General features: G+C 67.7%; 30 protein-coding genes. 29 read left to right on the top strand and 1 reads right to left on the bottom strand.

The window, feature by feature from the left end; translation table 11 throughout:
* The first annotated feature begins 84 nt into the window (after positions 1-84).
* The 16 genes from rplN (at position 85) to QH948_RS03905 (ending at position 9,512) form a co-directional block, all read left to right on the top strand.
* Positions 85-453 (top strand): 50S ribosomal protein L14, encoded by a 369-nt coding sequence (gene rplN, locus QH948_RS03830; protein ID WP_219080756.1) that lies wholly within the window; start codon positions 85-87, stop codon positions 451-453.
* A gap of 2 nt (positions 454-455) precedes the next feature.
* Entirely contained in the window at positions 456-827 is a 372-nt protein-coding gene (gene rplX / locus QH948_RS03835) for a 50S ribosomal protein L24 (RefSeq protein ID WP_219080755.1), read from the top strand.
* Positions 827-1,450, top strand: a complete 624-nt coding sequence (gene rplE / locus QH948_RS03840; RefSeq protein ID WP_281145590.1) for a 50S ribosomal protein L5 — start codon at positions 827-829, stop codon at positions 1,448-1,450. The genes rplX and rplE overlap by 1 nt, the downstream gene beginning before the upstream one ends.
* Before the next feature lie 8 nt (positions 1,451-1,458).
* Positions 1,459-1,644: a type Z 30S ribosomal protein S14 gene (locus QH948_RS03845; RefSeq protein ID WP_219080753.1), complete on the top strand. Its 186-nt coding sequence runs from the start codon at positions 1,459-1,461 to the stop codon at positions 1,642-1,644.
* An 80-nt stretch (positions 1,645-1,724) separates the two neighbouring features.
* Positions 1,725-2,129, top strand: a complete 405-nt coding sequence (gene rpsH / locus QH948_RS03850; protein WP_219080752.1) for a 30S ribosomal protein S8 — start codon at positions 1,725-1,727, stop codon at positions 2,127-2,129.
* Positions 2,130-2,156: 27 nt separating this feature from the next.
* The gene (gene rplF / locus QH948_RS03855; RefSeq protein ID WP_219080751.1) at positions 2,157-2,699 is read left to right on the top strand and encodes a 50S ribosomal protein L6; all 543 of its coding nucleotides are present in this window, start codon (positions 2,157-2,159) and stop codon (positions 2,697-2,699) included.
* Positions 2,699-3,082 carry a 50S ribosomal protein L18 gene (gene rplR / locus QH948_RS03860; protein ID WP_219080750.1) on the top strand — a complete coding sequence of 128 codons (384 nt, stop codon included), beginning with the start codon at positions 2,699-2,701 and terminating at the stop codon, positions 3,080-3,082. The genes rplF and rplR overlap by 1 nt, the downstream gene beginning before the upstream one ends.
* Positions 3,083-3,107: 25 nt before the next feature.
* The gene (gene rpsE, locus QH948_RS03865; protein WP_219080749.1) at positions 3,108-3,707 is read left to right on the top strand and encodes a 30S ribosomal protein S5; all 600 of its coding nucleotides are present in this window, start codon (positions 3,108-3,110) and stop codon (positions 3,705-3,707) included.
* The gene (gene rpmD, locus QH948_RS03870; protein WP_219080748.1) at positions 3,707-3,889 is read left to right on the top strand and encodes a 50S ribosomal protein L30; all 183 of its coding nucleotides are present in this window, start codon (positions 3,707-3,709) and stop codon (positions 3,887-3,889) included. Before rpsE ends, rpmD begins: the two co-directional genes overlap by 1 nt.
* Positions 3,890-3,891: 2 nt before the next feature.
* Positions 3,892-4,332, top strand: coding sequence for a 50S ribosomal protein L15 (gene rplO, locus QH948_RS03875; RefSeq protein ID WP_219080747.1), 441 nt, complete (start codon positions 3,892-3,894; stop codon positions 4,330-4,332).
* A 171-nt stretch (positions 4,333-4,503) separates the two neighbouring features.
* The gene (gene secY / locus QH948_RS03880) at positions 4,504-5,817 is read left to right on the top strand and encodes a preprotein translocase subunit SecY (RefSeq protein WP_281145591.1); all 1,314 of its coding nucleotides are present in this window, start codon (positions 4,504-4,506) and stop codon (positions 5,815-5,817) included.
* Entirely contained in the window at positions 5,814-6,389 is a 576-nt protein-coding gene (locus QH948_RS03885; RefSeq protein ID WP_281145592.1) for an adenylate kinase, read from the top strand. Before secY ends, QH948_RS03885 begins: the two co-directional genes overlap by 4 nt.
* Positions 6,386-7,207: a type I methionyl aminopeptidase gene (gene map / locus QH948_RS03890; RefSeq protein ID WP_281145593.1), complete on the top strand. Its 822-nt coding sequence runs from the start codon at positions 6,386-6,388 to the stop codon at positions 7,205-7,207. Before QH948_RS03885 ends, map begins: the two co-directional genes overlap by 4 nt.
* 16 nt (positions 7,208-7,223) lie before the next feature.
* Positions 7,224-7,586, top strand: a complete 363-nt coding sequence (locus tag QH948_RS03895) for a DUF1707 SHOCT-like domain-containing protein (protein WP_281145594.1) — start codon at positions 7,224-7,226, stop codon at positions 7,584-7,586.
* A gap of 25 nt (positions 7,587-7,611) precedes the next feature.
* Positions 7,612-8,562, top strand: coding sequence for a neutral zinc metallopeptidase (locus QH948_RS03900; RefSeq protein ID WP_281145595.1), 951 nt, complete (start codon positions 7,612-7,614; stop codon positions 8,560-8,562).
* The gene (locus QH948_RS03905; protein ID WP_281145596.1) at positions 8,562-9,512 is read left to right on the top strand and encodes a hypothetical protein; all 951 of its coding nucleotides are present in this window, start codon (positions 8,562-8,564) and stop codon (positions 9,510-9,512) included. The genes QH948_RS03900 and QH948_RS03905 overlap by 1 nt, the downstream gene beginning before the upstream one ends.
* 1 nt (position 9,513) lies before the next feature.
* Here the strand turns inward: QH948_RS03905 and QH948_RS03910 are convergent, their stop codons facing one another.
* Positions 9,514-9,798, bottom strand: coding sequence for a YciI family protein (locus tag QH948_RS03910; protein WP_281145597.1), 285 nt, complete (start codon positions 9,796-9,798; stop codon positions 9,514-9,516).
* A 124-nt stretch (positions 9,799-9,922) separates the two neighbouring features.
* Here QH948_RS03910 and infA point away from each other — a divergent pair, with 124 nt between their 5' ends.
* The 13 genes from infA (at position 9,923) to QH948_RS03975 (ending at position 20,306) form a co-directional block, all read left to right on the top strand.
* Positions 9,923-10,144, top strand: a complete 222-nt coding sequence (gene infA / locus QH948_RS03915) for a translation initiation factor IF-1 (RefSeq protein WP_068749455.1) — start codon at positions 9,923-9,925, stop codon at positions 10,142-10,144.
* A gap of 216 nt (positions 10,145-10,360) precedes the next feature.
* Entirely contained in the window at positions 10,361-10,474 is a 114-nt protein-coding gene (gene rpmJ / locus QH948_RS03920) for a 50S ribosomal protein L36 (RefSeq protein WP_020575560.1), read from the top strand.
* 253 nt (positions 10,475-10,727) lie between these two features.
* Entirely contained in the window at positions 10,728-11,102 is a 375-nt protein-coding gene (gene rpsM / locus QH948_RS03925; protein ID WP_219080739.1) for a 30S ribosomal protein S13, read from the top strand.
* A gap of 42 nt (positions 11,103-11,144) precedes the next feature.
* The gene (rpsK, locus tag QH948_RS03930; protein ID WP_219080738.1) at positions 11,145-11,552 is read left to right on the top strand and encodes a 30S ribosomal protein S11; all 408 of its coding nucleotides are present in this window, start codon (positions 11,145-11,147) and stop codon (positions 11,550-11,552) included.
* A gap of 28 nt (positions 11,553-11,580) precedes the next feature.
* Complete coding sequence (gene rpsD / locus QH948_RS03935) at positions 11,581-12,186, top strand: 30S ribosomal protein S4 (protein WP_281145598.1); 606 nt, start codon at positions 11,581-11,583, stop codon at positions 12,184-12,186.
* A 115-nt stretch (positions 12,187-12,301) separates the two neighbouring features.
* Entirely contained in the window at positions 12,302-13,312 is a 1,011-nt protein-coding gene (locus QH948_RS03940; RefSeq protein WP_219080735.1) for a DNA-directed RNA polymerase subunit alpha, read from the top strand.
* Between the two features lie 35 nt (positions 13,313-13,347).
* Entirely contained in the window at positions 13,348-13,842 is a 495-nt protein-coding gene (gene rplQ / locus QH948_RS03945; protein ID WP_281145599.1) for a 50S ribosomal protein L17, read from the top strand.
* A gap of 214 nt (positions 13,843-14,056) precedes the next feature.
* Positions 14,057-14,935 (top strand): ABC transporter substrate-binding protein, encoded by an 879-nt coding sequence (locus QH948_RS03950; RefSeq protein ID WP_281145600.1) that lies wholly within the window; start codon positions 14,057-14,059, stop codon positions 14,933-14,935.
* A gap of 77 nt (positions 14,936-15,012) precedes the next feature.
* On the top strand, positions 15,013-15,987 hold the full coding sequence (locus QH948_RS03955) for an ABC transporter substrate-binding protein (RefSeq protein WP_281145601.1): 975 nt from the start codon (positions 15,013-15,015) through the stop codon (positions 15,985-15,987).
* A gap of 16 nt (positions 15,988-16,003) precedes the next feature.
* Entirely contained in the window at positions 16,004-16,906 is a 903-nt protein-coding gene (locus QH948_RS03960; protein WP_219080727.1) for an ABC transporter permease, read from the top strand.
* Complete coding sequence (locus QH948_RS03965) at positions 16,906-17,697, top strand: ABC transporter ATP-binding protein (protein ID WP_281145602.1); 792 nt, start codon at positions 16,906-16,908, stop codon at positions 17,695-17,697. Before QH948_RS03960 ends, QH948_RS03965 begins: the two co-directional genes overlap by 1 nt.
* A gap of 63 nt (positions 17,698-17,760) precedes the next feature.
* Complete coding sequence (locus tag QH948_RS03970; RefSeq protein ID WP_281145603.1) at positions 17,761-18,786, top strand: LacI family DNA-binding transcriptional regulator; 1,026 nt, start codon at positions 17,761-17,763, stop codon at positions 18,784-18,786.
* Positions 18,783-20,306 (top strand): sugar ABC transporter ATP-binding protein, encoded by a 1,524-nt coding sequence (locus QH948_RS03975; protein ID WP_281145604.1) that lies wholly within the window; start codon positions 18,783-18,785, stop codon positions 20,304-20,306. The genes QH948_RS03970 and QH948_RS03975 overlap by 4 nt, the downstream gene beginning before the upstream one ends.
* Positions 20,307-20,411: the final 105 nt, after the last annotated feature.

The raw sequence follows: 20,411 nt of genomic DNA on the forward strand, positions 1-20,411 counted from the left end.
GGTTGCCTCCTGGCAGAATCCAGGGGGTTCGTTTCTAGTTTCACAAGGCCTTATGCATGGGAACCGGTGGAGCAAGGAGAAGTAATGATCCAGCAGGAGTCGCGACTGAAGGTCGCCGACAACACTGGTGCAAAGGAGATCCTCTGCATCCGTGTGCTCGGTGGCACCAAGCGCCGCTATGCCTACCTGGGCGACACCATCGTCGCCACCGTCAAGGATGCAATCCCTGGCGGCAACGTCAAGAAGGGCGACGTGGTCAAGGCCGTCGTCGTCCGCACCGTCAAGGAGCGTCGCCGCGCCGACGGTTCCTACATCAAGTTCGATGAGAACGCGGCAGTCATCCTGAAGAACGACGGGGAGCCCCGTGGCACCCGCATCTTCGGCCCCGTCGCCCGTGAGCTGCGTGAGAAGAAGTTCATGCGCATCGTCTCGCTCGCCCCGGAGGTGATCTGATCATGGCATCGCTCCACATCAAGAAGGGTGACCGCGTCAAGGTCATCTCGGGCAAGGACAAGGGCGTGGTGGCCGAGGTCATCGCCGTCGATCCCAAGGCCGAGCGCGTCACCGTGCAGGGCGTCAACCTCGTCAAGAAGCACCGTCGCGAGTCGCAGACCGCCGCGGGCAAGAAGATCGAGGGCGGCATCATCACGGTCGAGGCCCCCATCCACGTCAGCAACGTCCAGCTCGTTGTGAAGGTCGACGGCAAGGAGGTCGTCACACGCGTCGGTTACAAGCGCGTCGACGTCACCAAGAAGCACGCCGACGGCACCGAGTACCAGGCGCAGCGCTCCGTGCGCATCGCCCGCAAGACCGGGGAGGAGATCTGATGACCGCCACCGCTACCGCGATGCCCCGTCTGAAGGCCAAGTACCGCGAGACCATCGTCCCGGCCCTGCAGGAGGAGTTCCAGTACTCCAACGTCATGCAGATCCCCGGTCTGGTGAAGATCGTCGTGAACATGGGTGTCGGCGAGGCCGCACGCGACTCGAAGATCATCGAGGGCGCCATCCGCGACCTCACCGCGATCACCGGTCAGAAGCCGGCCGTCACCAAGGCCCGCAAGTCCATTGCGCAGTTCAAGCTCCGTGAGGGCCAGCCCATCGGCTGCCACGTCACGCTGCGTGGCGACCGCATGTGGGAGTTCGCGGACCGTCTCCTGACGCTTGCGCTGCCCCGTATCCGCGACTTCCGTGGCCTCAACGGCCGCCAGTTCGACGGTAACGGCAACTACACCTTCGGTCTGTCCGAGCAGGTCATGTTCCTCGAGATCGATCAGGACAAGATCGATCGCGTGCGCGGCATGGACATCACCTTCGTGACGTCCGCGACCAACGACGTGGAGGGTCGCGCGCTGCTCAAGCACCTCGGCTTCCCGTTCAAGGCCGTCGACGACCCGAAGAAGCAGTCGGCCAAGCGCGGTCCCGCGTACTACGCCAAGAAGAAGAAGTGAGCTGAGCAATGGCTAAGACAGCACTCAAGGTCAAGCAGTCCCGCAAGCCGAAGTTCGGCGTGCGCGCCTACACCCGCTGCCAGAAGTGCGGCCGACCCCACTCGGTCTACCGCAAGTTCGGGCTCTGCCGTGTCTGCCTCCGCGAAATGGCCCATGCCGGCGAGCTGCCGGGCGTGACCAAGTCGTCCTGGTGAATCGACCCACTGAACACATCAACTAACACCAGGTCCGGGAGCGTTCCCGGAAACCGGTGTGAGAAATGAGGAAATAAGTCATGACGATGACTGATCCGATCGCAGACATGCTCACGCGTGTCCGCAACGCCAACCAGGCGTTCCAGGATTCCACGTCCATGCCGTCGTCGAAGATCAAGGTGGGCATCGCCGAGATCCTGAAGGCCAACGGCTACATCGCCGGCTACGAGCTGACCGAGGTCGAGGGCCAGGTCGGCAAGACGCTCAAGGTCTCGCTGAAGTACGGCGAGTCCCGCGAGCGTTCGATCTCCGGCATCAAGCGCATCAGCAAGCCCGGTCTTCGCGTCTACGCGAAGTCCACCGAGCTGCCGAAGGTGCTCGGCGGCCTGGGCATCGCCATCATCTCGACGTCGCAGGGTCTGCTGACCGACCGCGACGCCAAGGCCAAGTCCGTGGGCGGCGAAGTTCTCGCCTACGTCTGGTGACGCGGCGATAGGTAAGGAGGAAACAACATGTCACGAATTGGCAGGCTCCCCATCGCCATCCCGTCAGGTGTCGACGTGAAGCTCGACGGCCAGCAGGTCGACGTCAAGGGTCCCAAGGGTTCCCTGGCGCTCACCATCGCTGAGCCCATCACGATCGGCCGTAACGAGGCCGGGCTTCTGGAGGTCGCGCGTCCGAACGACGAGCGCCAGAACCGTTCTCTGCACGGCCTGACCCGCACGCTGGTGAACAACATGATCACCGGTGTGACCGAGGGCTACGAGAAGAAGCTCGAGATCGTCGGTGTTGGTTACCGCGTGATCTCCAAGGGCCCGAAGCAGCTCGAGTTCGCGCTCGGGTTCTCGCACCCCGTGATCGTCGACGCCCCCGAGGGCATCGAGTTCACCGTCGAGTCCGCGACCAAGTTCTCGGTCAAGGGCATCGACAAGCAGCTCGTCGGCGAGACCGCGGCCAACATCCGCAAGATCCGCAAGCCGGAGCCCTACAAGGGCAAGGGTGTCCGCTATGCGGGCGAGCACGTCCGCCGCAAGGCTGGAAAGGCTGGTAAGTAATGGCCATCTCGATCAAGCACAACAAGTCGCTTGCTCCGAAGGTCGCGTCCCGTACGCGCCGTCAGCTGCGTGCCCGCAAGAAGATCAACGGCACTCCGGAGCGTCCCCGCCTGGTTGTGACCCGCTCTTCGCGTCACCTGTTCGTCCAGGTCATCGACGACGTCGCCGGCACCACGCTGGCCTCCGCGTCGACGATGGAGGCGGACCTGCGGGCCACCGAGGCCGACAAGTCGGCCAAGGCCAAGAAGGTCGGCGAGCTGATCGCCGCCCGCGCCAAGGCAGCGGGTGTCGAGCAGGTCGTCTTCGACCGGGCCGGTAACAAGTACCACGGGCGGATCGCGGCTCTGGCCGACGCCGCCCGCGAGGCCGGCCTCGGCTTCTGATACGACGAAAGGATAGGTATTCACGATGAGTGAGACCCAGCAGCGCCGTTCCGGCGGCGGGGACCGTCGTGGCCGTGACGATCGTCGTGGCCAGGCTCCCAAGGAAGAGAACAAGTACCTCGAGCGCGTGGTGACCATCAACCGCGTCGCCAAGGTCGTCCAGGGTGGTCGTCGCTTCAGCTTCACCGCACTGGTCGTCGTCGGCGACGGCGAGGGGAACGTCGGCGTCGGTTACGGCAAGGCGAAGGAGGTGCCGGCCGCGATCGCCAAGGGCGTTGAAGAGGCCAAGAAGCACTTCTTCCGCGTTCCGCTGATCCAGCGCACGATCCCGCACCCGGTGCAGGGCGAGAAGGCGGCCGGTGTCGTCATGCTCCGTCCGGCCAGCCCCGGTACCGGCGTCATCGCCGGTGGCTCGGTGCGTGCGGTCCTCGAGTGCGCGGGCGTCCACGACGTCCTCGCCAAGTCGCTCGGCTCGTCCAACGCGATCAACGTGGTGCACGCCACCGTCGACGCGCTGAAGCAGCTCGAGGAGCCCGAGGCCGTGGCACGTCGCCGCGGCATGGCCGTGGAGGACGTCGCCCCGGCGGCTCTGCTCCGCGCAGCCAAGGAAGAGGTGGCCAAGTGATGGCTCGTCTCAAGATCACCCAGGCAAAGTCTGGGGTGGGTGGCAAGCAGTACCAGCGTGACACGCTGCGTACGCTCGGCCTCAAGCGCATCGGTGACCAGGTCGTCCGCGAGGACCGCCCCGAGGTCCTCGGCATGATCCGCACCGTCGCCCACCTCGTTACCGTGGAAGAGGTGAAGTGACCATGTCGCTGAAGCTTCATCACCTGCGTCCCGCCCCGGGCGCCAAGACGGCGAAGACCCGTGTTGGCCGCGGTGAGGGATCCAAGGGTAAGACCGCTGGTCGCGGCACGAAGGGTACCGGCGCTCGCAAGAACGTTCCGGAGAACTTCGAGGGTGGCCAGATGCCGCTGCACATGCGGCTCCCGAAGCTCAAGGGCTTCAAGAACCCGTTCCGCGTGGAGTTCCAGGTCGTCAACGTCGGCCGGATCGCCGAGCTGTTCCCGCAGGGTGGCAAGGTCGGCGTCGCCGAGCTCATCGCCGCCGGGGCGGTGCGCGACGGCAAGCTCGTCAAGGTGCTCGGCACCGGTGACGTGGCCGTCAAGCTCGACGTGACCGCCCACGCGTTCTCGGGCTCCGCCAAGGAGAAGCTGGCTGCCGCCGGCGGCTCCGCGAACGAGCTCTGAGGCGCAACCGCGCATCACCACCGACGGGGTGGGTCCGCTTCTGGCGGACCCACCCCGTCGGTTTATTTGTGCAGGGTGTTTTGTCTGCCAGTGGCGGGGCTTGGTAGGCTGCCATGGTTGCCGTGCCAGGTGCGCGCGACCCACGTGTCATCAGTCGAAAGTAGTAACCGGATGCTCTCCGCTCTCGCTAACGCGTTGAAGACCCCGGACCTTCGCAAGAAGATCCTCTTCACGCTGGGCATCATCACCGTGTTCCGACTCGGCTCATCGATCCCGACCCCGAACGTCAACATGTCGCGCATCAACGAGTGCGTCGACCTCGCCTCCAGCGGCGACCAGGCCGGGCTGTACTCGATCGTGAACCTGTTCTCCGGTGGTGCGCTGCTGCACCTGACGATCTTCGCGCTCGGCATCATGCCCTACATCACCGCGTCGATCATCCTGCAGCTTCTCACGGTCGTGATCCCCAAGCTCGAGGCCCTCAAGAAGGAGGGTGCCTCCGGCACCGCGAAGATCACCGAGTACACCCGGTATCTGACGCTGGTGCTCGCCGTGCTGAACGCCACCGCGTACGTCACGATGGCGCGCACCGGCCAGCTGTTCCAGGGCTGCACGGGCATCATCTATTCCGAGGACCTGTTCCCGCTGATCACGATGGTCCTGATCATGACCGCCGGCACCGGCGTGATCATGTGGATGGGTGAGCTGATCACCGAGCGCGGCATCGGTAACGGCATGTCCATCATGATCTTCACCCAGATCGCGGCCAGCTTCCCGACCGGCCTGTGGTCGATCAAGCAGGGCCACCCCGGCGCCGTCGGCTGGTTCCTCTTCTTCGCCGTCATCGGCATCGGGCTGCTCGTCATGCTCGCGATCATCTGGATCGAGCAGGGGCAGCGCCGTATCCCGGTCCAGTACGCCAAGCGCATGGTCGGGCGCCGCCTCGTCGGCGGCTCCACCACCTACATCCCGCTGAAGGTCAACCAGTCCGGCGTCATCCCCGTCATCTTCGCCTCGTCGATCATGTACCTGCCGGTCCTGTACGCCACCTTCCGCCCCGAGGGCGCGGTGTCCGAGTGGATCATCGCCAACTTCACCGGCAGCGGCGTCTACTCGTGGGTGTACACGGTCGTCCAGTTCGTCCTCATCATCGCCTTCTGCTACTTCTACGTGTCGATCACCTTCAACCCCGAAGAGGTCTCCGACAACATGAAGAAGTACGGCGGCTTCATCCCCGGCATCCGTGCCGGGAAGCCGACCGAGCGCTACCTCGCCTACGTGCTGTCACGGCTGACCGCGCCTGGCTCGCTGTACCTGGCGACGATCGCACTGATCCCGACGCTCGCGTTCATCGCGGTCGGGGCTCAGCAGAACTTCCCGTTCGGCGGCACGTCGATCCTCATCATCGTCGGCGTCGGTCTCGACACCGTCAAGAAGATCGAGAGCCAGCTCCAGCAGCGCAACTACGAAGGATTCCTGCGATGAGGTTGTTGATCATGGGCGCCCCCGGCGCCGGCAAGGGCACCCAGGCGACCGCGCTGGCCGCCAGGTACGGGGTTCCCGCGATCTCGACCGGAGACATCTTCAGGCACAACATCAGGAACGCCACGCCGCTCGGCATCAAGGTCAAGGAGCTGATCGACGCCGGCGAGTACGTGCCGGACGACGTCACCGAGGAGATCGTTGCCGCGCGGCTGGCCGAGCCCGACTGCGCGCAGGGCTTCCTGCTCGACGGCTTCCCTCGCACCATGCACCAGGTGCACTTCCTCGACCGCCACCTCACGGAGCACGGCCAGGCGCTCGACGCGGTCGTGTCGCTGATGGTGCAGCCAGAGGCGCTCGTGCAGCGCCTCCTGCAGCGCGCCGAGCTCGAGGGACGCGCCGACGACAACGAGGACACCATCCGCCGCCGGATGGAGGTCTACGCGGGCCAGACCGCCCCGCTGCTGTTCCACTACGAGTCCAAGGGCCTCCTCGTCGAGGTCGACGGAACCGGATCGGTCGAGGAGGTCCGCCAGCGGATGTTCGGCCTCGTGGACGCGCACACCGCCAGATGAGCCAGATCGAGATCAAGGACGCAGCTCAGCTGAAGCTGATGCGGCGGGCCGGTCTCGTGGTGAGCGACGGCCTTGCCGCCATGTGCGGGGCCGCCGCCATCGGGGTCACCACCCGTGAACTCGACTCCATCGGACGCGAGGTGCTGGAGCGCAACGACGCCAAGAGCTCCTTCCTCGGCTACGGCGCCGAGTACGGCGCACCGTTCCCCGCCGTCGCCTGCATCTCCGTCAACGACACGCTGGTGCACGGCATCCCCGACGACCGCCCGCTCGAGGACGGCGACGTCGTCTCCATCGACTTCGGCGCCATCGTGGGGGGCTGGCACGGGGACGCTGCCCGGACCGTCATCGTCGGCTCGGCGGACCCTGCGGACGTCGCGCTCGTCGACGCCACCCGTGAGGCCATGTGGGCCGGCGCGCGTCAGATGCGCGACGGCGGCCGCGTCGGCGACGTCTCCAGGGCCATCGAGGGCTACGTCAAGTCGCTACCTGTGCGCTACGGCTCGCTGCGCGAGTACACGGGCCACGGCATCGGCACCCAGATGCACATGGAACCGGACGTGCCGAACTGGTACCGCCCGCGGCCCACCGCGCGCCTGCGCACCGGGATGGTCCTGGCGATCGAACCTATGCTCACCCGCGGCACGCACCACACCCTCGAGCTCGACGACGAATGGAGCGTCGTGAGCCGCGACGGCTCGCGCGGCTCCCACTGGGAGAACACGGTCGCGATCACGCCCGGAGGCGTCTGGGTGCTGACGGAGGCCGACGGCGGCGAGTCCCTGCTGGGCGACCTCTACGCCCCGCTCGCGGACTGACGCCTATCATGGGCCCATGGCCCTGCCTCCCAGCTCGAAGTACCTCCAACGCGCCGCGGATCCGGTCGACGATGTCGAGCGGGAGTCGCTGACCGCGCGGCTCAACTCGGCCTTCGCGGAGGGACGGGTGACGCACGACGAGTACGCCGCGGCCATGGACGTCGTCTACGGGGCGCGCGCGCTCGGTGACCTCGTCCCCGTGATCGAACAGCTGCCCGCGGCGTCGGCCGCGGTACCGGCGATCGTTGCGCAGGGCGGCACCCCGGCCGGCGAGGTCTCCGCCGCACGCAACCTGGTGCCCCTGACCGTCCTGGTGGGCGCGGTCGGCCTCTCGCTGGTCGTGGTAATCGCCCTGCTCGTCGGCATCCTGCTGTTCTGAGCGCCTTCCGCACTAGCCTTCCAGCGTGTCGAACCGTGAACCATCTCCGCAGCCGCGGCGTGCCGCGCCCGCGGACGAGGGTGCCCGACGCGTCCGGGTGGCAGGGACTGCGGTGGGTGCCGTGCTCGTGCTGGCGGCCCTGGTGGCCGCTTCCGCGCTGCTGGTCGGCGGCGGTTCCAGGGTGGTGACGGTCACGGCCCCGACGATGAGCGTCACGACCGGCATCGACCTGCCGCTCGGCGTCGATGTCGGTGCCGGCGCGTGGCAGCTGCCGACCCGCACGCTTCCCGATCTGCCGGACCCGGACCCGGACTCGGAGCTGTACCCGGCCCAGACCGCGGCGCTCAACGCGCTCCCCGTCATCTCACTGACCGGCTGCCCGGCCCCCGCCAGGATCACATCGCGTGCAGCATGGAAGAGGGCCGTGCGCGCGCAGTGGCACTGCCTGCAGGAGGCGTGGGCGCCCGTGCTGGCCAGCTACGGGCTGGGCGTCACTGAGCCTGCCGTCAGCTTCTACGACGGTAACGGGGCGGACAGCGCCTGCGGCTGGATCGACGCGCCAGCCTTCTACTGCTCGGCGGGTGACGGGTCCGCGTACTTCGGCACCGGCCACTTCCAGATGGCGAAGGACTGGGACCTGTCGGTCAACGAGATGGTCAACCACGAGTACGCGCACCACCTCCAGTCGCTGTTCGGCATCACGGCGGTGAAGGTCGCGGCGTCCGGGGGAGCCGAGCTCGACCGGCGGGCCGAACTGCAGGCGACGTGCCTGTCGGCCGCCCTCACCATCAACAATGAGGCCGTCGACTTCGGCGTGGAGGAGTACGAGGGCTGGATGCAGCGACTCGGGACGATGCTCTCGGACGACATCCACGGCAGCCAGGATTCGCTGCTCGACTGGGGGGCGCGAGGCCTGCATGCCACGACCTACCAGTCCTGCAACACCTGGGTGGCAGCGCCGTCGGCGGTGGCCTGATGACCGGTTGGCGGCAGCCGCCACGAACCGGCGGCCGGAGAGGCGGCGGCGCCTCGGGCGTCGGGCTGGTCGTCGGCGCACTGGCGGCCGCGCTGCTCGTGGCCCTGCTGGCGGCGTCGCTCGTCGGGTCCATGGTCGCGCGGCTCCAGCCGCAGCCCGCTGATCCCGACGTGGCGACGCCTCAGCCCTCCGTCACCGCGTCGGCACCGGTCGCGACCCCGAGCGCCGCCCCGGAGCCCGGGCTGCCCGAGCGGACCTGGCCCGCCCTTCCCGCGCCCAGCGCGACAGCTGCGGCCGGGCGGGCGCTGCAGAGCAGCGCCCTCTACGAGGTCGCCGCGCCAGGACAGGCAGGCTGTCCCGCTCCGGCGTCCGCCGGATCCATGGAGGAGCTGGAGGGGCTGGCGGGAGGCCAACTCGACTGCCTGCAGCAGGCGTGGGCCCCGGTGCTCACGACCCTCGGGTTCGACGCCACCGAGATCCCGTACTACTTCTACGACGCCGAGGTCGTCGACACCCCGTGCGGCTGGGTGGAGGCCCCGGCGCTGTACTGCTCCGCGCAGGGCGGCGCCATCTACTTCGGCGTGACCGCCCTGAACGGCACCAGCTGGTACGACCTCGGCGTCAAGGAGGTCGCCGGCCACGAGTACGGCCACCATCTCCAGGCGCTGGCCGGGATGATGGAGGCCTCGGCCGGGCTGACCGGCAACGAGCCCGTCCGGCGACTCGAGCTCCAGGCCACGTGCTTCGCCTACGCGCAGATCGCCCGCGACGACTCCGTCGACCTGACCCGGGAGGTCTTCGACACCATCGAGCCGTACCTGCGTGCCACCGTCGACGACGGCGTGCACGGCTCTCCCGACTCGGTCGCCAACTGGGGGCTGCGTGGGTTGTACGCCGACGACCTGGGGGAGTGCAACACGTGGGTCGTGCCGTCGGCGGACGTCGATTGACTCAGCCGGCGAAGACGCCGATCACGGGGTTCCATTGCGTGATCGAGCGGCCCACGATCAGCGAGGCGTGACAGAACGGGTCCTCGTCCAGCAGCGCGGCGATCTCGGCCGCCGTCTCGCCCCGGAACAGCAGCAGCGCGCTGGCCACCTCGACGTCCACGTACGGGCCGCTGGCGATCAGCGGGCCGCCCGCCAGGGACGCGAGAAACTCGCGGTGCTTCGGCCGGATCGCCGCCAGGGCATCGGCGTCGGAGGAGTAGGTGTACTGGACTGCGAAGTACTTCATGGGTCCACAGGCTAGTGAGGTGCCGAGGCCCTATTTGGAAAGACCTCCAGCTTCGGCGTAAAATGCCTGTCTGAAGTACACTCCGGCGGCGCACAGGCTCGCCGGCGCGACAGAATGAGAGTTCATGGCGAAGAAAGAAGGAGCCCTCGAGCTCGAGGGCACCGTGGTCGAGGCACTGCCGAACGCGATGTTCCGCGTGGAGCTCGCCAACGGGCACAAGGTCCTGACGACCATCAGCGGCAAGATGCGCCAGCACTACATCCGCATCCTGCCGGCCGACCGCGTCGTCGTGGAGCTGTCTCCCTACGACCTCACCCGAGGACGCATCGTCTACCGTCACAAGTGAGCCTTCCAGGCCACTCGACGCGCCCGCCCCGCCAGGGGTGCGGCGCGTTGCTGTGTTTCGGGGGCGATTTGGGCCGCGCGCCCGCGTGGCGTAAGCTGGTGCGTCGGTCGTCCCCGCCCGGACGCGTGCGAGCGTGCCCGGGTGACGGCCACCGGAAATCCACCACAAGATTGGGTGCTGCCAAGCGCCCAGTCGCTGATTGAAAAGGTTGCTCGAATGAAGGTTCAGCCGAGCGTCAAGAAGATCTGCGACAAGTGCAAGGTCATCCGCCGGCACGGTCGTGTGATGGTGATCTGCGAAAACCCCCGCCACAAGCAGCGTCAGGGCTGATTCCGGGGCCGCGAGGCCTCGGATGAGCAGAGCACCGCGGTAAGGGTCTGGTCCCCACACCGCCGACAACTAGATAGCAACGTGATTGCAAGGACCCCCTTGACCGGGGTTCCCACCCTTGGACGAAGGCCAAGGCCCCGTCGGTGCCACCGAGGCACCACAGGCGGCGGGGACGCGTCACGCCACACACCTTCGCGGTCCATGACCGGGCTCCCACCGAGCCAGGACCGAGTTTTCAGAAAGGTACCGCCTGATGGCACGCCTCATTGGTGTCGACCTCCCGCGCGAGAAGCGCCTCGAGGTCGCACTGACCTACATCTTCGGCATCGGGAAGACCCGCGCCGCCGAGACCCTCGCCGCCACTGGAGTGAGCGGCGATCTGCGAGTCCACCAGCTCACCGACGATCAGCTCGTCGCGCTGCGTGACCACATCGAAGCCAACTACGAGACCGAGGGTGACCTGCGTCGTAGCGTCGCCGCCGACATCCGTCGCAAGGTCGAGATCGGCAACTACCAGGGCCGCCGCCACCGCGCCGGCCTCCCGGTTCGTGGTCAGCGTACGCGGACCAACGCGCGCACCCGCAAGGGCAAGAAGAAGGCCGTCGCTGGCAAGAAGAAGGCCCGCTGACCTTAGGTCAGGGCTTCTCAGGACTCAAGGAGAAAGACTTTTATGGCTACTGCAAGCCGTAAGGCGGGCGCCAAGACCAAGGTGCGCCGCAAGGAGAAGAAGAATGTGCTCGCCGGCCAGGCGCACATCAAGAGCACGTTCAACAACACCATCATCTCGATCACCGATCCCACCGGTGCCGTGATCGCGTGGGCCTCTGCCGGCACCGTCGGCTTCAAGGGCTCGCGTAAGTCGACCCCGTTCGCCGCCCAGATGGCCGCCGAGGCCGCTGGTCGCCGCGCCATGGAGCACGGCATGAAGCGCGTCGACGTGTTCGTCAAGGGCCCCGGCTCCGGTCGTGAGACCGCGATCCGCTCGCTCGGTGCCGTCGGCCTCGAGGTCGGCGCGATCTCCGACGTGACCCCGGTGCCGCACAACGGCTGCCGTCCGCCCAAGCGTCGTCGCGTCTGATCGACCGAGAGAGTAAAGGACTAAGAACATGGCTCGTTACACCGGCCCTATGACCAAGAAGTCCCGTCGTCTCGGGACTGACCTTGTCGGCAACGACAAGGCCTTCGAGCGTCGTCCGTACCCCCCGGGTGTGCACGGCCGCGGCCGCACGAAGGACTCCGAGTACTCGCTGCAGCTCAAGGAGAAGCAGAAGGCTCGTTACGCGTACGGCGTGCTCGAGAAGCAGTTCCGTCGCTACTACGAAGAGGCTGACCGTTCCCCCGGCAAGACCGGTGACCGTCTGCTGCAGATCCTGGAGTCGCGTCTCGACAACGTCGTGTACCGCGCAGGGTTCGCCGCGACGCGTCGTCAGGCCCGTCAGCTCGTCGTGCACGGCCACTTCCTCGTGAACGGCCAGCGCGTGAACATCCCCTCGTACCGCGTCCGCGCCAAGGACATCATCGACGTCGCCGAGAAGTCGCTGAACCTGACGCCTTTCGTGATCGCCCGGGAGACCCACGGCGACCGCACGGTGCCCGCGTGGCTCGAGGCCCGTCCGAACCGGATGCGCATCCTCGTTCACCAGCTCCCCGTCCGCGAGCAGATCGTGATCGACGTGGCCGAGCAGATGATCGTCGAGCTCTACTCGAAGTGATCCCAGGGCCGTCGGCCGGACGCGTTCCGGCCGGCGGTCTTTCGAGGCCCTCGGGCCTCAACCAGACAACACCATTCGCGCCATCAGATAGCGGTTGGCGCGGGAAGGACAGTCAATGCTCATCGCTCAGCGCCCGACCCTCTCCGAAGAGGTCGTCTCCGAGTTCCGTTCCCGGTTCGTCATCGAGCCGCTGGAGCCCGGCTTCGGCTACACCCTCGGCAACTCGCTGCGTCGCACCCTCCTGTCGTCCATCCCGGGCGCCTCGGTGACCAGCATCAAGATCGAGGGCAACCAGCACGAGTTCTCCACCCTGGAGGGCATCGTCGAGGATGTCACCGAGATCATCCTCAACCTCAAGGGCCTCGTGCTGTCGTCCGAGGAGGACGAGCCCGTCGTCATGTACCTGCGCAAGGCCGGTGCCGGTGCGGTCACCGCCGGGGACATCCAGCCCCCGGCCGGTGTCGAGATCCACAACCCGGATCTGCACATCGCCACCCTCAACGACAACGGCAAGCTCGAGATGGAGCTCGTCGTCGAGCGTGGACGCGGCTACGTGTCCGCTGCGCAGAACAAGGACCCCGAGTCCGAGATCGGCCGCATCCCGGTCGACTCGATCTACTCGCCGGTGCTCAAGGTCACCTACAAGGTCGAGGCCACCCGTGTCGCCCAGCGCACGGACTTCGACCGTCTGATCGTCGACGTCGAGACCAAAAACTCGATCCTGCCCCGCGACGCCGTCGCCTCGGCCGGTCGCACCCTGGTCGAGCTCTTCGGCCTGGCGCGTGAGCTGAACGTCGAGGCCGAGGGCATCGAGATCGGCCCGTCGCCCGTCGACGAGCAGATCACGGAGTCCCTGAACCTCCCGGTCGAGGACCTGGAGCTGTCGGTGCGTTCCTACAACTGCCTCAAGCGCGAGGGCATCCACACCGTGGGTGAGCTCGTCGCCCGCAGCGAAGAGGACCTGCTCGACATCCGCAACTTCGGTTCGAAGTCCATCGACGAGGTCAAGGAGACCCTCGCCGGCCTCGGACTCGCGCTGCGTGACTCGCACCCGGGCTTCGACCCGATGCAGGCCATCGAGCGCTACGACGAGGACTCGGACTTCGCCGAGACCGAGCAGTACTGACCGCCCAACGCATCTACACCTGGAGTTAAACACCAATGCCCAAGCCAACCAAGGGTCCCCGTCTGGGCGGCAGCCCGACCCACGAGCGGATCATCCTGCGTAACCTGGCGACCCAGCTCTTCGAGCACGGCCGCATCACGACCACAGAGACCAAGGCCCGCCGCGTGCAGCCCTTGGCCGAGAAGCTCATCACCAAGGCGAAGCGCGGCGACCTGCACTCGCGTCGCCTGGTGCTGCAGTCGGTGACCGATCCCGCCGTCGTCCGCGTGCTGTTCGACGAGATCGCCCCGGCCGTCGCCGAGCGTGAGGGCGGCTACACCCGCATCACGAAGCTCGGCCCCCGCAAGGGCGACAACGCTCCCATGGCGATGATCGAGGTCATCACCGAGGCCGTCGCGCCGAAGGCCGCGCCCGCCGCCGCCAAGCCGGTCGTTGAGGAGGCCCCCGTGGCCGACGAGACCCCCGCCGTCGACGAGGCCCCCGTGGCCGAGGAGACCACCGAGGTCGAGGAGACCGCCGAAGCCAAGTGAGCTGACGCACACACCGCGTGAAGAGGGGCCCTTCGGGGCCCCTCTTTTCCGTTGCCCGGAGGATGCGGCGTAAGCTGTCAGGCCGGAGATCACCGAGAGGAACAAGATGCTGCGACGTGGGCTTGCCGGGATGACACTCGGCGCGCTGCTGCTTGCCGGGTGCGCGCAGGGGGGCTCGACAGCGACGACGAGTCCCTCCGGGGAGAAGCGCAGCGTGAGCGTGGGCGCGGTCACCATTGTGTCGCACCCGTCCCTCGACCTGCTGTACGAGGGCATCACCGAGGCCCTGGCAGACGCGGGATACGTCGAGGGGGAGAACCTGGAGATGTCCCTGGAGAACCCGCAGGGCGACCAGGCGACGCTCGCGAGTATCGCCAACACCTTCGCGGCCTCCGACAAGGAGTACTTCGTCGCCATCGCGACCCCGCCGGCGCAGGCGCTGGCCCAGGTCATCACGGACCGGCCCATCGTGTTCGCGTCCGTCACCGACCCCGCAGCCGCCGGACTCGTCGACTCCATGGACGCGCCGGGCGGCAACATCACGGGCACCAGCGACCAGCTGCCGACGGATCAGCAGCTGCAGGTGCTCACCGAGATCGACCCGAGCGTCAAGACCGTCGGCATCGTCTACTCCTCGGCGGAGGTCAACGCCCAGGTGCAGGCCGAGGCCGCGGTCGAGGCCGGCAGGCAGCTCGGCATCGAGGTGCTGACCGCCACCGTCACCAACAGCTCCGAGGTCCAGCAGGCCGCAGAGTCGCTCGACGTCGACGCCTACTTCGTGCTCGTGGACAACACCGTCGTGTCCGCCATGGAGTCCATGGTGCAGGTGGCCGAGCAGCACCACCGCCTGCTGGTGGCCTCCGACGCCGACTCGGTTGAGCGCGGCGCCGCCGCAGCGCTGGCCACCGACTACGAGGCACAGGGGCGCCAGACGGGGGAGATGCTCGTGCGCATCATCGAGGGTGCCGACCCGGCTGACATGCCGGTCGAGCTCCAGGAGAGCCTGGAGCTGGTCATCAACCCGGACGCGGCCGAGGCCATGGGCGTGACGATTCCTGACGCGGTCGTCAAGAAGGCGGACGAGACACTCTGATCCCGGACGGCCCCCCCGCCGTCCCGCGGGGGACGGTTAGGCTGTCTCGGTCACCCCCCAGCTCCACGAGGAGAACGATGAAGATCACGGCACTCGCCCTCGGCGTCGCAGCCGCCCTGTCCCTGTCGGCCTGCGGAGGTTCGACGGGGGAGCCCGCACCCGGGTCAGAGAGCGGCGCGGCGTCGTACTCGATCGGGATCGCCACGATCCAGTCCCACCCGGCGCTGGACGCCGTGACCGAGGGCTTCAAGGCCGCCTTCGAGGAGGCCGGCGTCGAAGTCACCTTCGATGAGCAGAACGCGCAGGGTGACCAGACGACGCTGACGAACATCGCCAACACCTTCGCCTCCTCGGACTACGACGCCTTCCTCGCGATCGCCACCCCGACCGCCCAGGCGCTGGCCAACGTGATCACGGACCGCCCGGTCGTCTTCGCCGCCGTCACGGACCCGAAGTCCGCCGGGCTCGTCGCCTCCTGGGACGCGCCGGACTCCAACATCACAGGGGTCTCCGACCTCAACCCGATGGCCGACCAGCTCAAGCTCATCCAGGAGGCCATGCCCGAGGTGAAGACCGTCGGCATCGTCTACGCCTCCGGCGAGGTCAACTCCGAGGTCCAGGTCCAGGAGGCCACCGACGCAGCCGCGACGCTCGGCCTGGAGATCAGGACTGCCACCGTCACCAACAGCTCCGAGGTGCAGCAGGCCGCCGAGTCCCTCGATGTCGACGCCTTCCTGATCCCGACCGACAACACGGTCGTGTCCGCGGCCGAGTCCGTCATCCAGGTCGGCGAGCAGAAGCAGGCGCCCGTGTTCGCATCCGACGAGTCCACGATCGAGCGCGGCGCCGCCGCCGGCCTGTCCGTGAACTACACCCAGCAGGGACGGGACGCCGCGGCCGTCATGCTGAAGCTCCTCGAGGGTACTCCGGCCAGCGAGATCCCCGTGGCCACGCAGAAGGAGTTCGACCTCTTCGTGAACGAGGCTGCGGCCACCACGCAGGGCCTGACGCTGCCCGACGCCATCGTCGAGCGCGCCACCACCAAGTACTGAGAGTACGTGTGAACTGATGATCATCGCACTGGAGATCGGCCTGCTCTACGCCATCATGGCGTTGGGGGTCTACCTCACCTACCGCGTGCTGGACTTCCCCGACCTGACGGTCGACGGGTCCTTCACGACGGGCGCCGCCACCTGCGCCATGCTGATCGTGGGCGGGCTCCCGGTCCCGGTCGCGATGGTCGCCGGCACGCTGGCCGGCATGGCCGCCGGCGCGGTCACGGGCCTGCTGCACGTCTGGGGGCACATCAACCCGCTGCTGGCCGGCATCCTGACTCAGATCGCGCTCTACTCGATCAACCTCCGCATCATGGGCAACAAGGCCAACGTGCCGCTGCTGCGCCAGACGACGCTGTTCACGCCGCTGCAGGAGGCGGGTCTCCTGCGCACGTGGGCGTCGGTCGCGATCTTCGCCGTGGTGGTCGCCATCGTCGGGGTCATCGTCTACTGGTTCCTGGGCACGAGCTTCGGCGTGGCGATCCGCGCGACGGGCGACAACGAGTTGATGGCCTCCTCGCAGGGCATCAACACGGGCGTCACGAAGGTCATCGGGCTCGCCCTGTCGAACGGCCTGGTGGCGCTCTGCGGCACCATCGTGGCGCAGTACCAGGGCTTCGCTGACATCTCGATGGGCATCGGCCTGATCGTGGCCGGCCTGGCATCTGTGATCGTCGGCCAGGCCATCTTCGGCATGACGGCCGTCTGGCAGGCCGTGCTGGCCGCTGCTCTCGGTTCCGTCATCTACCGCGGCGTGATCCAGATCGCGCTGAACAACGGCTTCAACCCCAACGACATGAAGCTGGTGTCCGCGGTGCTCGTGGTGCTGGCGCTCGTGCTGCCCCAGTGGGCGCCGCTGAAGAAGTTGAGAATCCGCAGGAGGACCGCCGCGGCGGTCGCGGAAGGAGCCAAGTGATGCTCGAGCTCGTCAACGTCACCAAGCGGTTCTTCCCCGGCACGGTCAACGAGCGGGTCGCGCTCGACGACCTCTCTCTGAAGCTGTCCGAGGGGGACTTCGTCACCGTCATCGGCTCCAACGGGGCCGGAAAATCGACCATGCTCAACGTCATCTCCGGCCGGTACACGGCCGACGGCGGCAGCGTCATCATCGACGGCCACGACGTCACGAAGGCGCCTGAACACCGCCGCGCCAGCTCCGTGGCCCGCGTCTTCCAGGACCCTATGGCCGGCACCGCGCCGCACCTGACGATCGAGGAGAACCTTGCCATCGCCTTCGAGAGGGGCAAGGGCCGAGGGCTGCGGATGGCGGTCACGCGGGCGAAGCGCGAGGTCTTCCGCGAGGCCCTCATCACCCTCGAGCTGGGTCTCGAGGACCGCCTCGAGATGCGCGTCGGCATGCTCTCGGGCGGACAGCGCCAGGCGCTCAGCCTCCTGATGGCCACCTACGCGAAGCCGGCCATCCTGCTGCTCGATGAGCACACCGCTGCGCTCGACCCGTCCCGCGCCGAGCTCATCACCCGGCTCACGGGAGAGGCCGTCGCGCGCAACAACCTGACCGCGCTGATGGTCACGCACAACATGAACCAGGCTATCGAGCTCGGCAACCGGCTGATCATGATGCATGAGGGCCGCGTCGTGCTGGAGGTGGACGAGCAGGCCAAGAAGTCGATCACCGCCGAACACCTCCTCGAGGAGTTCTCGAAGATCAAGGGCGCCAGCCTGTCCGACCGCACGCTGCTCGACTGAGGGCGGCCGCGGCCGCGGCCGGCCCGCTAAGCTTCGATCCAGTGGTGTCCGGCGGGAGGTGTAGTGGCAACTGACCCCGCTCCCGAGCGCCCCAACATCCGACAGGTGGCGGCGCGGGCCGGCGTGTCCCACATGACGGTCTCGCGCGTGCTGAACGACGCCCCGAACATCCGACCCGATACCCGCGACAGGGTGCTCGCTGCCATCGCAGAACTCAACTACCGCCCCAGCAATGCGGCGCGCGCCCTGGCGACGCAGCGGCACCAGCGCATCGGTGTGCTCATGGAGAGCCACTTCGCCTACGGGCCCACGCACACCCTGCGCGGCATCGAGCTGGCGGCGGGCGAGGCCGACTACTCCGTGACGTCCGTCACCCTGCGCGCGGAGGATCCCGCGGGCCCGCGGGAGGGCATCGAGCAGCTGTCGGCCCAGGGCGTCGACGGCATCTGCGTCATCGCCCCGCGCTCCACCTCGCTCTCGGCGCTGCGGCAGATCGAGTTCAGGGTCCCCGTCGTCGTCGTGAAGTCGGACAGGGACCCGACCTTCGTCACGGTCTCCGCGGACCAGAGGATGGGAACCAACCTGCTTGTCGATCATCTGGCCGAGCTGGGGCACCGCGACATCCTGCATCTGGCCGGACCGCTCGACTGGCTCGACGCCCGCGCCAGGGAGCGTGCCTTCCACGAGCGGGCCAAGGCCTGGAAGCTCGCCGAGCGGCCGATCGTGGTGGGGGACTGGAGCGCCGACTTCGCCTACGAGTACGCGCTCGGGCTCAAGCGGCGCCCCGACTACACGGCGATCTTCGCCGCCAATGACGAGTCCGCGCTCGGGCTGATCCATGGCTTCTCGGAGCGCGGCATCTCGGTGCCAGACGAGATGAGCATCGTCGGCTTCGACGATCTCCCCATGACCGCGCACTTCCTGCCGCCCCTGACGACCGTCCGGCAGGACTTCCACGCCATCGGCGCCAAGGCATTGGAGATCGTCATCGCGGCAGCGAAGGGGCGCGATGTCCCGCAGCGGACCCGGCTGCCGATCGAGCTCGTCCGCCGGCGGTCGGCCGCCGCGCCGAGAGGGGGGCTGGGATGACGCAGCCTGTCCTCGAGCTCGTGGGTGTCACCGTGGAATACCCGGGCATGCTGGCGCTCGACGGGGTGGACATCGCGCTGTTCCCCGGCGAGGTGCATGCGCTGCTCGGCGAGAACGGGGCGGGCAAGTCCACCGTCATCAACGTCCTCAACGGTGTCCGACCCATCGCCTCGGGGGAGATCCTCCTCGACGGCGAGCCCGTCACGCTCGCCAACCCGGCGGCGAGCCGGGCGGCCGGGATCGCGACGGTCTTCCAGGACATCCACCTGAGCGGGAACCTGACCGTCGCCGAGAACGTGATGCTCGGGCACGAGCCTCGCGGCCGGTTCGGCATCGACTGGGGTGCGACACGGGGGGCGGCCGCTGAGGTGCTGTCCCGCCTCGGGCTCGAGGACCTCGACCTGCGCACGAGGCTCAACGCCCTGTCGCCCTCGACACAGCAGCTCGTGGCCGTCGCGCGTGCGATGGTGGGCAGACCGCGAGTGCTGCTGCTCGACGAGCCGACCTCCAGCCTGGCGCCTGCCGACGTCGCGCTGCTGTTCAAGGTGCTCCGGCGTCTCCGCGATGACGGGATGGCGATCGTGTTCGTGTCGCACTTCCTGGAGCAGGTGTTCGCGATCAGCGACCGGGTGACGGTGCTCCGGGACGGCCGGGTGGTCGCGGAGCGAGAGGCCGACACCATCGATCGCGTCGAGCTGATCTCGCTGATGCTCGGGAGGAGCGTCGACGCACTCAGGGAGATCGGATCGGAACGGCGCGCGCACCGGCAGGATCCGGAGGGCGACCCCGTCCTCCTTGCGGAGGGCCTCGGCCGCTCCGGCGTGTTCGCCCGGACGGATCTCGCGCTCTACCGCGGCGAGATCGTCGGGTTCATCGGGTTGCGTGGATCTGGCCGCACGGAGTTGGCCAGGCTGCTTGCGGGCGTGACGCCGACGTCGCAGGGGACCCTCACCATCGACGGCCGCCGGGTGCGGGTCGACTCGCCCGCCAGCGGGCTGCGGCACCGGGTCGTGCTCTCGGCGCAGGACCGGACGGTTGACGGCATCATCGCCGAGATGACGGTGGCGGACAACGTGGTGCTCAGCCTGCAGGCCATGCGCGGCTGGCGGTCGCGCGTGTCGCGTCGTGAGCGGGCGGAGATCGTGACGTGGGCGAGGGAGCTGTTCGGCCTCGAGCAGCTCTCGCCGGAGACCCCGGCCGGGCTGTTGTCGGGCGGCCAGCAGCAGAAGATCCTCCTCGCGCGCCTTCTCGCGACCCGGCCCCGGGTCCTCATCCTCGATGAGCCCACCCGCGGTGTGGACATCGGGTCGAAGGTCGCCATCCAACGTCGGGTGGCGGCAATGGTCGATCAGGGCATGGCCGTGGTGTTCATCTCCTCCGAGTTCAGCGAGGTGCTCCGCCTCGCCGACCGCATCATCGTCCTCAAAGACCGCGACAAGGTGGGGGAGATTTCCAACGGTCCGGGCGTCACCGTCCAGACCGTGGTCGAGATGATCGCCTCGGCCGCCGAGGACGACTGACGCCGTCGCAGCGGACCGTGACCTAAACGTTATCTGAAACCCCTTGTCTTCAGGTGGCGTGTTACCGGTAATGTTCCCGGTAACACAAAGGGCGCAGTGGTGCGC

It is taken from the genome of Tessaracoccus lacteus (genome assembly GCF_029917005.1).
Classification (GTDB): Bacteria; Actinomycetota; Actinomycetes; order Propionibacteriales; family Propionibacteriaceae; genus Arachnia; species Arachnia lactea.

What these genes read in the sequence shown, in the direction of transcription:
- rplF (WP_219080751.1), top strand. Translation starts at nt 2,157, where the DNA reads ATGTCACGAATTGGCAGGCTCCCCATCGCCATCCCGTCAGGTGTCGAC.
- QH948_RS03910 (WP_281145597.1), bottom strand. Translation starts at nt 9,798, where the DNA reads ATGAAGTACTTCGCAGTCCAGTACACCTACTCCTCCGACGCCGATGCC.
- rplX (WP_219080755.1), top strand. Translation starts at nt 456, where the DNA reads ATGGCATCGCTCCACATCAAGAAGGGTGACCGCGTCAAGGTCATCTCG.
- rplO (WP_219080747.1), top strand. Translation starts at nt 3,892, where the DNA reads ATGTCGCTGAAGCTTCATCACCTGCGTCCCGCCCCGGGCGCCAAGACG.
- rpmJ (WP_020575560.1), top strand. Translation starts at nt 10,361, where the DNA reads ATGAAGGTTCAGCCGAGCGTCAAGAAGATCTGCGACAAGTGCAAGGTC.
- rpsK (WP_219080738.1), top strand. Translation starts at nt 11,145, where the DNA reads ATGGCTACTGCAAGCCGTAAGGCGGGCGCCAAGACCAAGGTGCGCCGC.
- rpsM (WP_219080739.1), top strand. Translation starts at nt 10,728, where the DNA reads ATGGCACGCCTCATTGGTGTCGACCTCCCGCGCGAGAAGCGCCTCGAG.
- QH948_RS03885 (WP_281145592.1), top strand. Translation starts at nt 5,814, where the DNA reads ATGAGGTTGTTGATCATGGGCGCCCCCGGCGCCGGCAAGGGCACCCAG.
- rpsE (WP_219080749.1), top strand. Translation starts at nt 3,108, where the DNA reads ATGAGTGAGACCCAGCAGCGCCGTTCCGGCGGCGGGGACCGTCGTGGC.
- rpsD (WP_281145598.1), top strand. Translation starts at nt 11,581, where the DNA reads ATGGCTCGTTACACCGGCCCTATGACCAAGAAGTCCCGTCGTCTCGGG.
- rpmD (WP_219080748.1), top strand. Translation starts at nt 3,707, where the DNA reads ATGGCTCGTCTCAAGATCACCCAGGCAAAGTCTGGGGTGGGTGGCAAG.
- QH948_RS03940 (WP_219080735.1), top strand. Translation starts at nt 12,302, where the DNA reads ATGCTCATCGCTCAGCGCCCGACCCTCTCCGAAGAGGTCGTCTCCGAG.
- infA (WP_068749455.1), top strand. Translation starts at nt 9,923, where the DNA reads ATGGCGAAGAAAGAAGGAGCCCTCGAGCTCGAGGGCACCGTGGTCGAG.
- QH948_RS03965 (WP_281145602.1), top strand. Translation starts at nt 16,906, where the DNA reads ATGCTCGAGCTCGTCAACGTCACCAAGCGGTTCTTCCCCGGCACGGTC.
- rplN (WP_219080756.1), top strand. Translation starts at nt 85, where the DNA reads ATGATCCAGCAGGAGTCGCGACTGAAGGTCGCCGACAACACTGGTGCA.
- rplQ (WP_281145599.1), top strand. Translation starts at nt 13,348, where the DNA reads ATGCCCAAGCCAACCAAGGGTCCCCGTCTGGGCGGCAGCCCGACCCAC.
- rplE (WP_281145590.1), top strand. Translation starts at nt 827, where the DNA reads ATGACCGCCACCGCTACCGCGATGCCCCGTCTGAAGGCCAAGTACCGC.
- QH948_RS03955 (WP_281145601.1), top strand. Translation starts at nt 15,013, where the DNA reads ATGAAGATCACGGCACTCGCCCTCGGCGTCGCAGCCGCCCTGTCCCTG.
- QH948_RS03975 (WP_281145604.1), top strand. Translation starts at nt 18,783, where the DNA reads ATGACGCAGCCTGTCCTCGAGCTCGTGGGTGTCACCGTGGAATACCCG.
- rpsH (WP_219080752.1), top strand. Translation starts at nt 1,725, where the DNA reads ATGACGATGACTGATCCGATCGCAGACATGCTCACGCGTGTCCGCAAC.
- rplR (WP_219080750.1), top strand. Translation starts at nt 2,699, where the DNA reads ATGGCCATCTCGATCAAGCACAACAAGTCGCTTGCTCCGAAGGTCGCG.
- QH948_RS03905 (WP_281145596.1), top strand. Translation starts at nt 8,562, where the DNA reads ATGACCGGTTGGCGGCAGCCGCCACGAACCGGCGGCCGGAGAGGCGGC.
- map (WP_281145593.1), top strand. Translation starts at nt 6,386, where the DNA reads ATGAGCCAGATCGAGATCAAGGACGCAGCTCAGCTGAAGCTGATGCGG.
- secY (WP_281145591.1), top strand. Translation starts at nt 4,504, where the DNA reads ATGCTCTCCGCTCTCGCTAACGCGTTGAAGACCCCGGACCTTCGCAAG.
- QH948_RS03845 (WP_219080753.1), top strand. Translation starts at nt 1,459, where the DNA reads ATGGCTAAGACAGCACTCAAGGTCAAGCAGTCCCGCAAGCCGAAGTTC.
- QH948_RS03895 (WP_281145594.1), top strand. Translation starts at nt 7,224, where the DNA reads ATGGCCCTGCCTCCCAGCTCGAAGTACCTCCAACGCGCCGCGGATCCG.
- QH948_RS03960 (WP_219080727.1), top strand. Translation starts at nt 16,004, where the DNA reads ATGATCATCGCACTGGAGATCGGCCTGCTCTACGCCATCATGGCGTTG.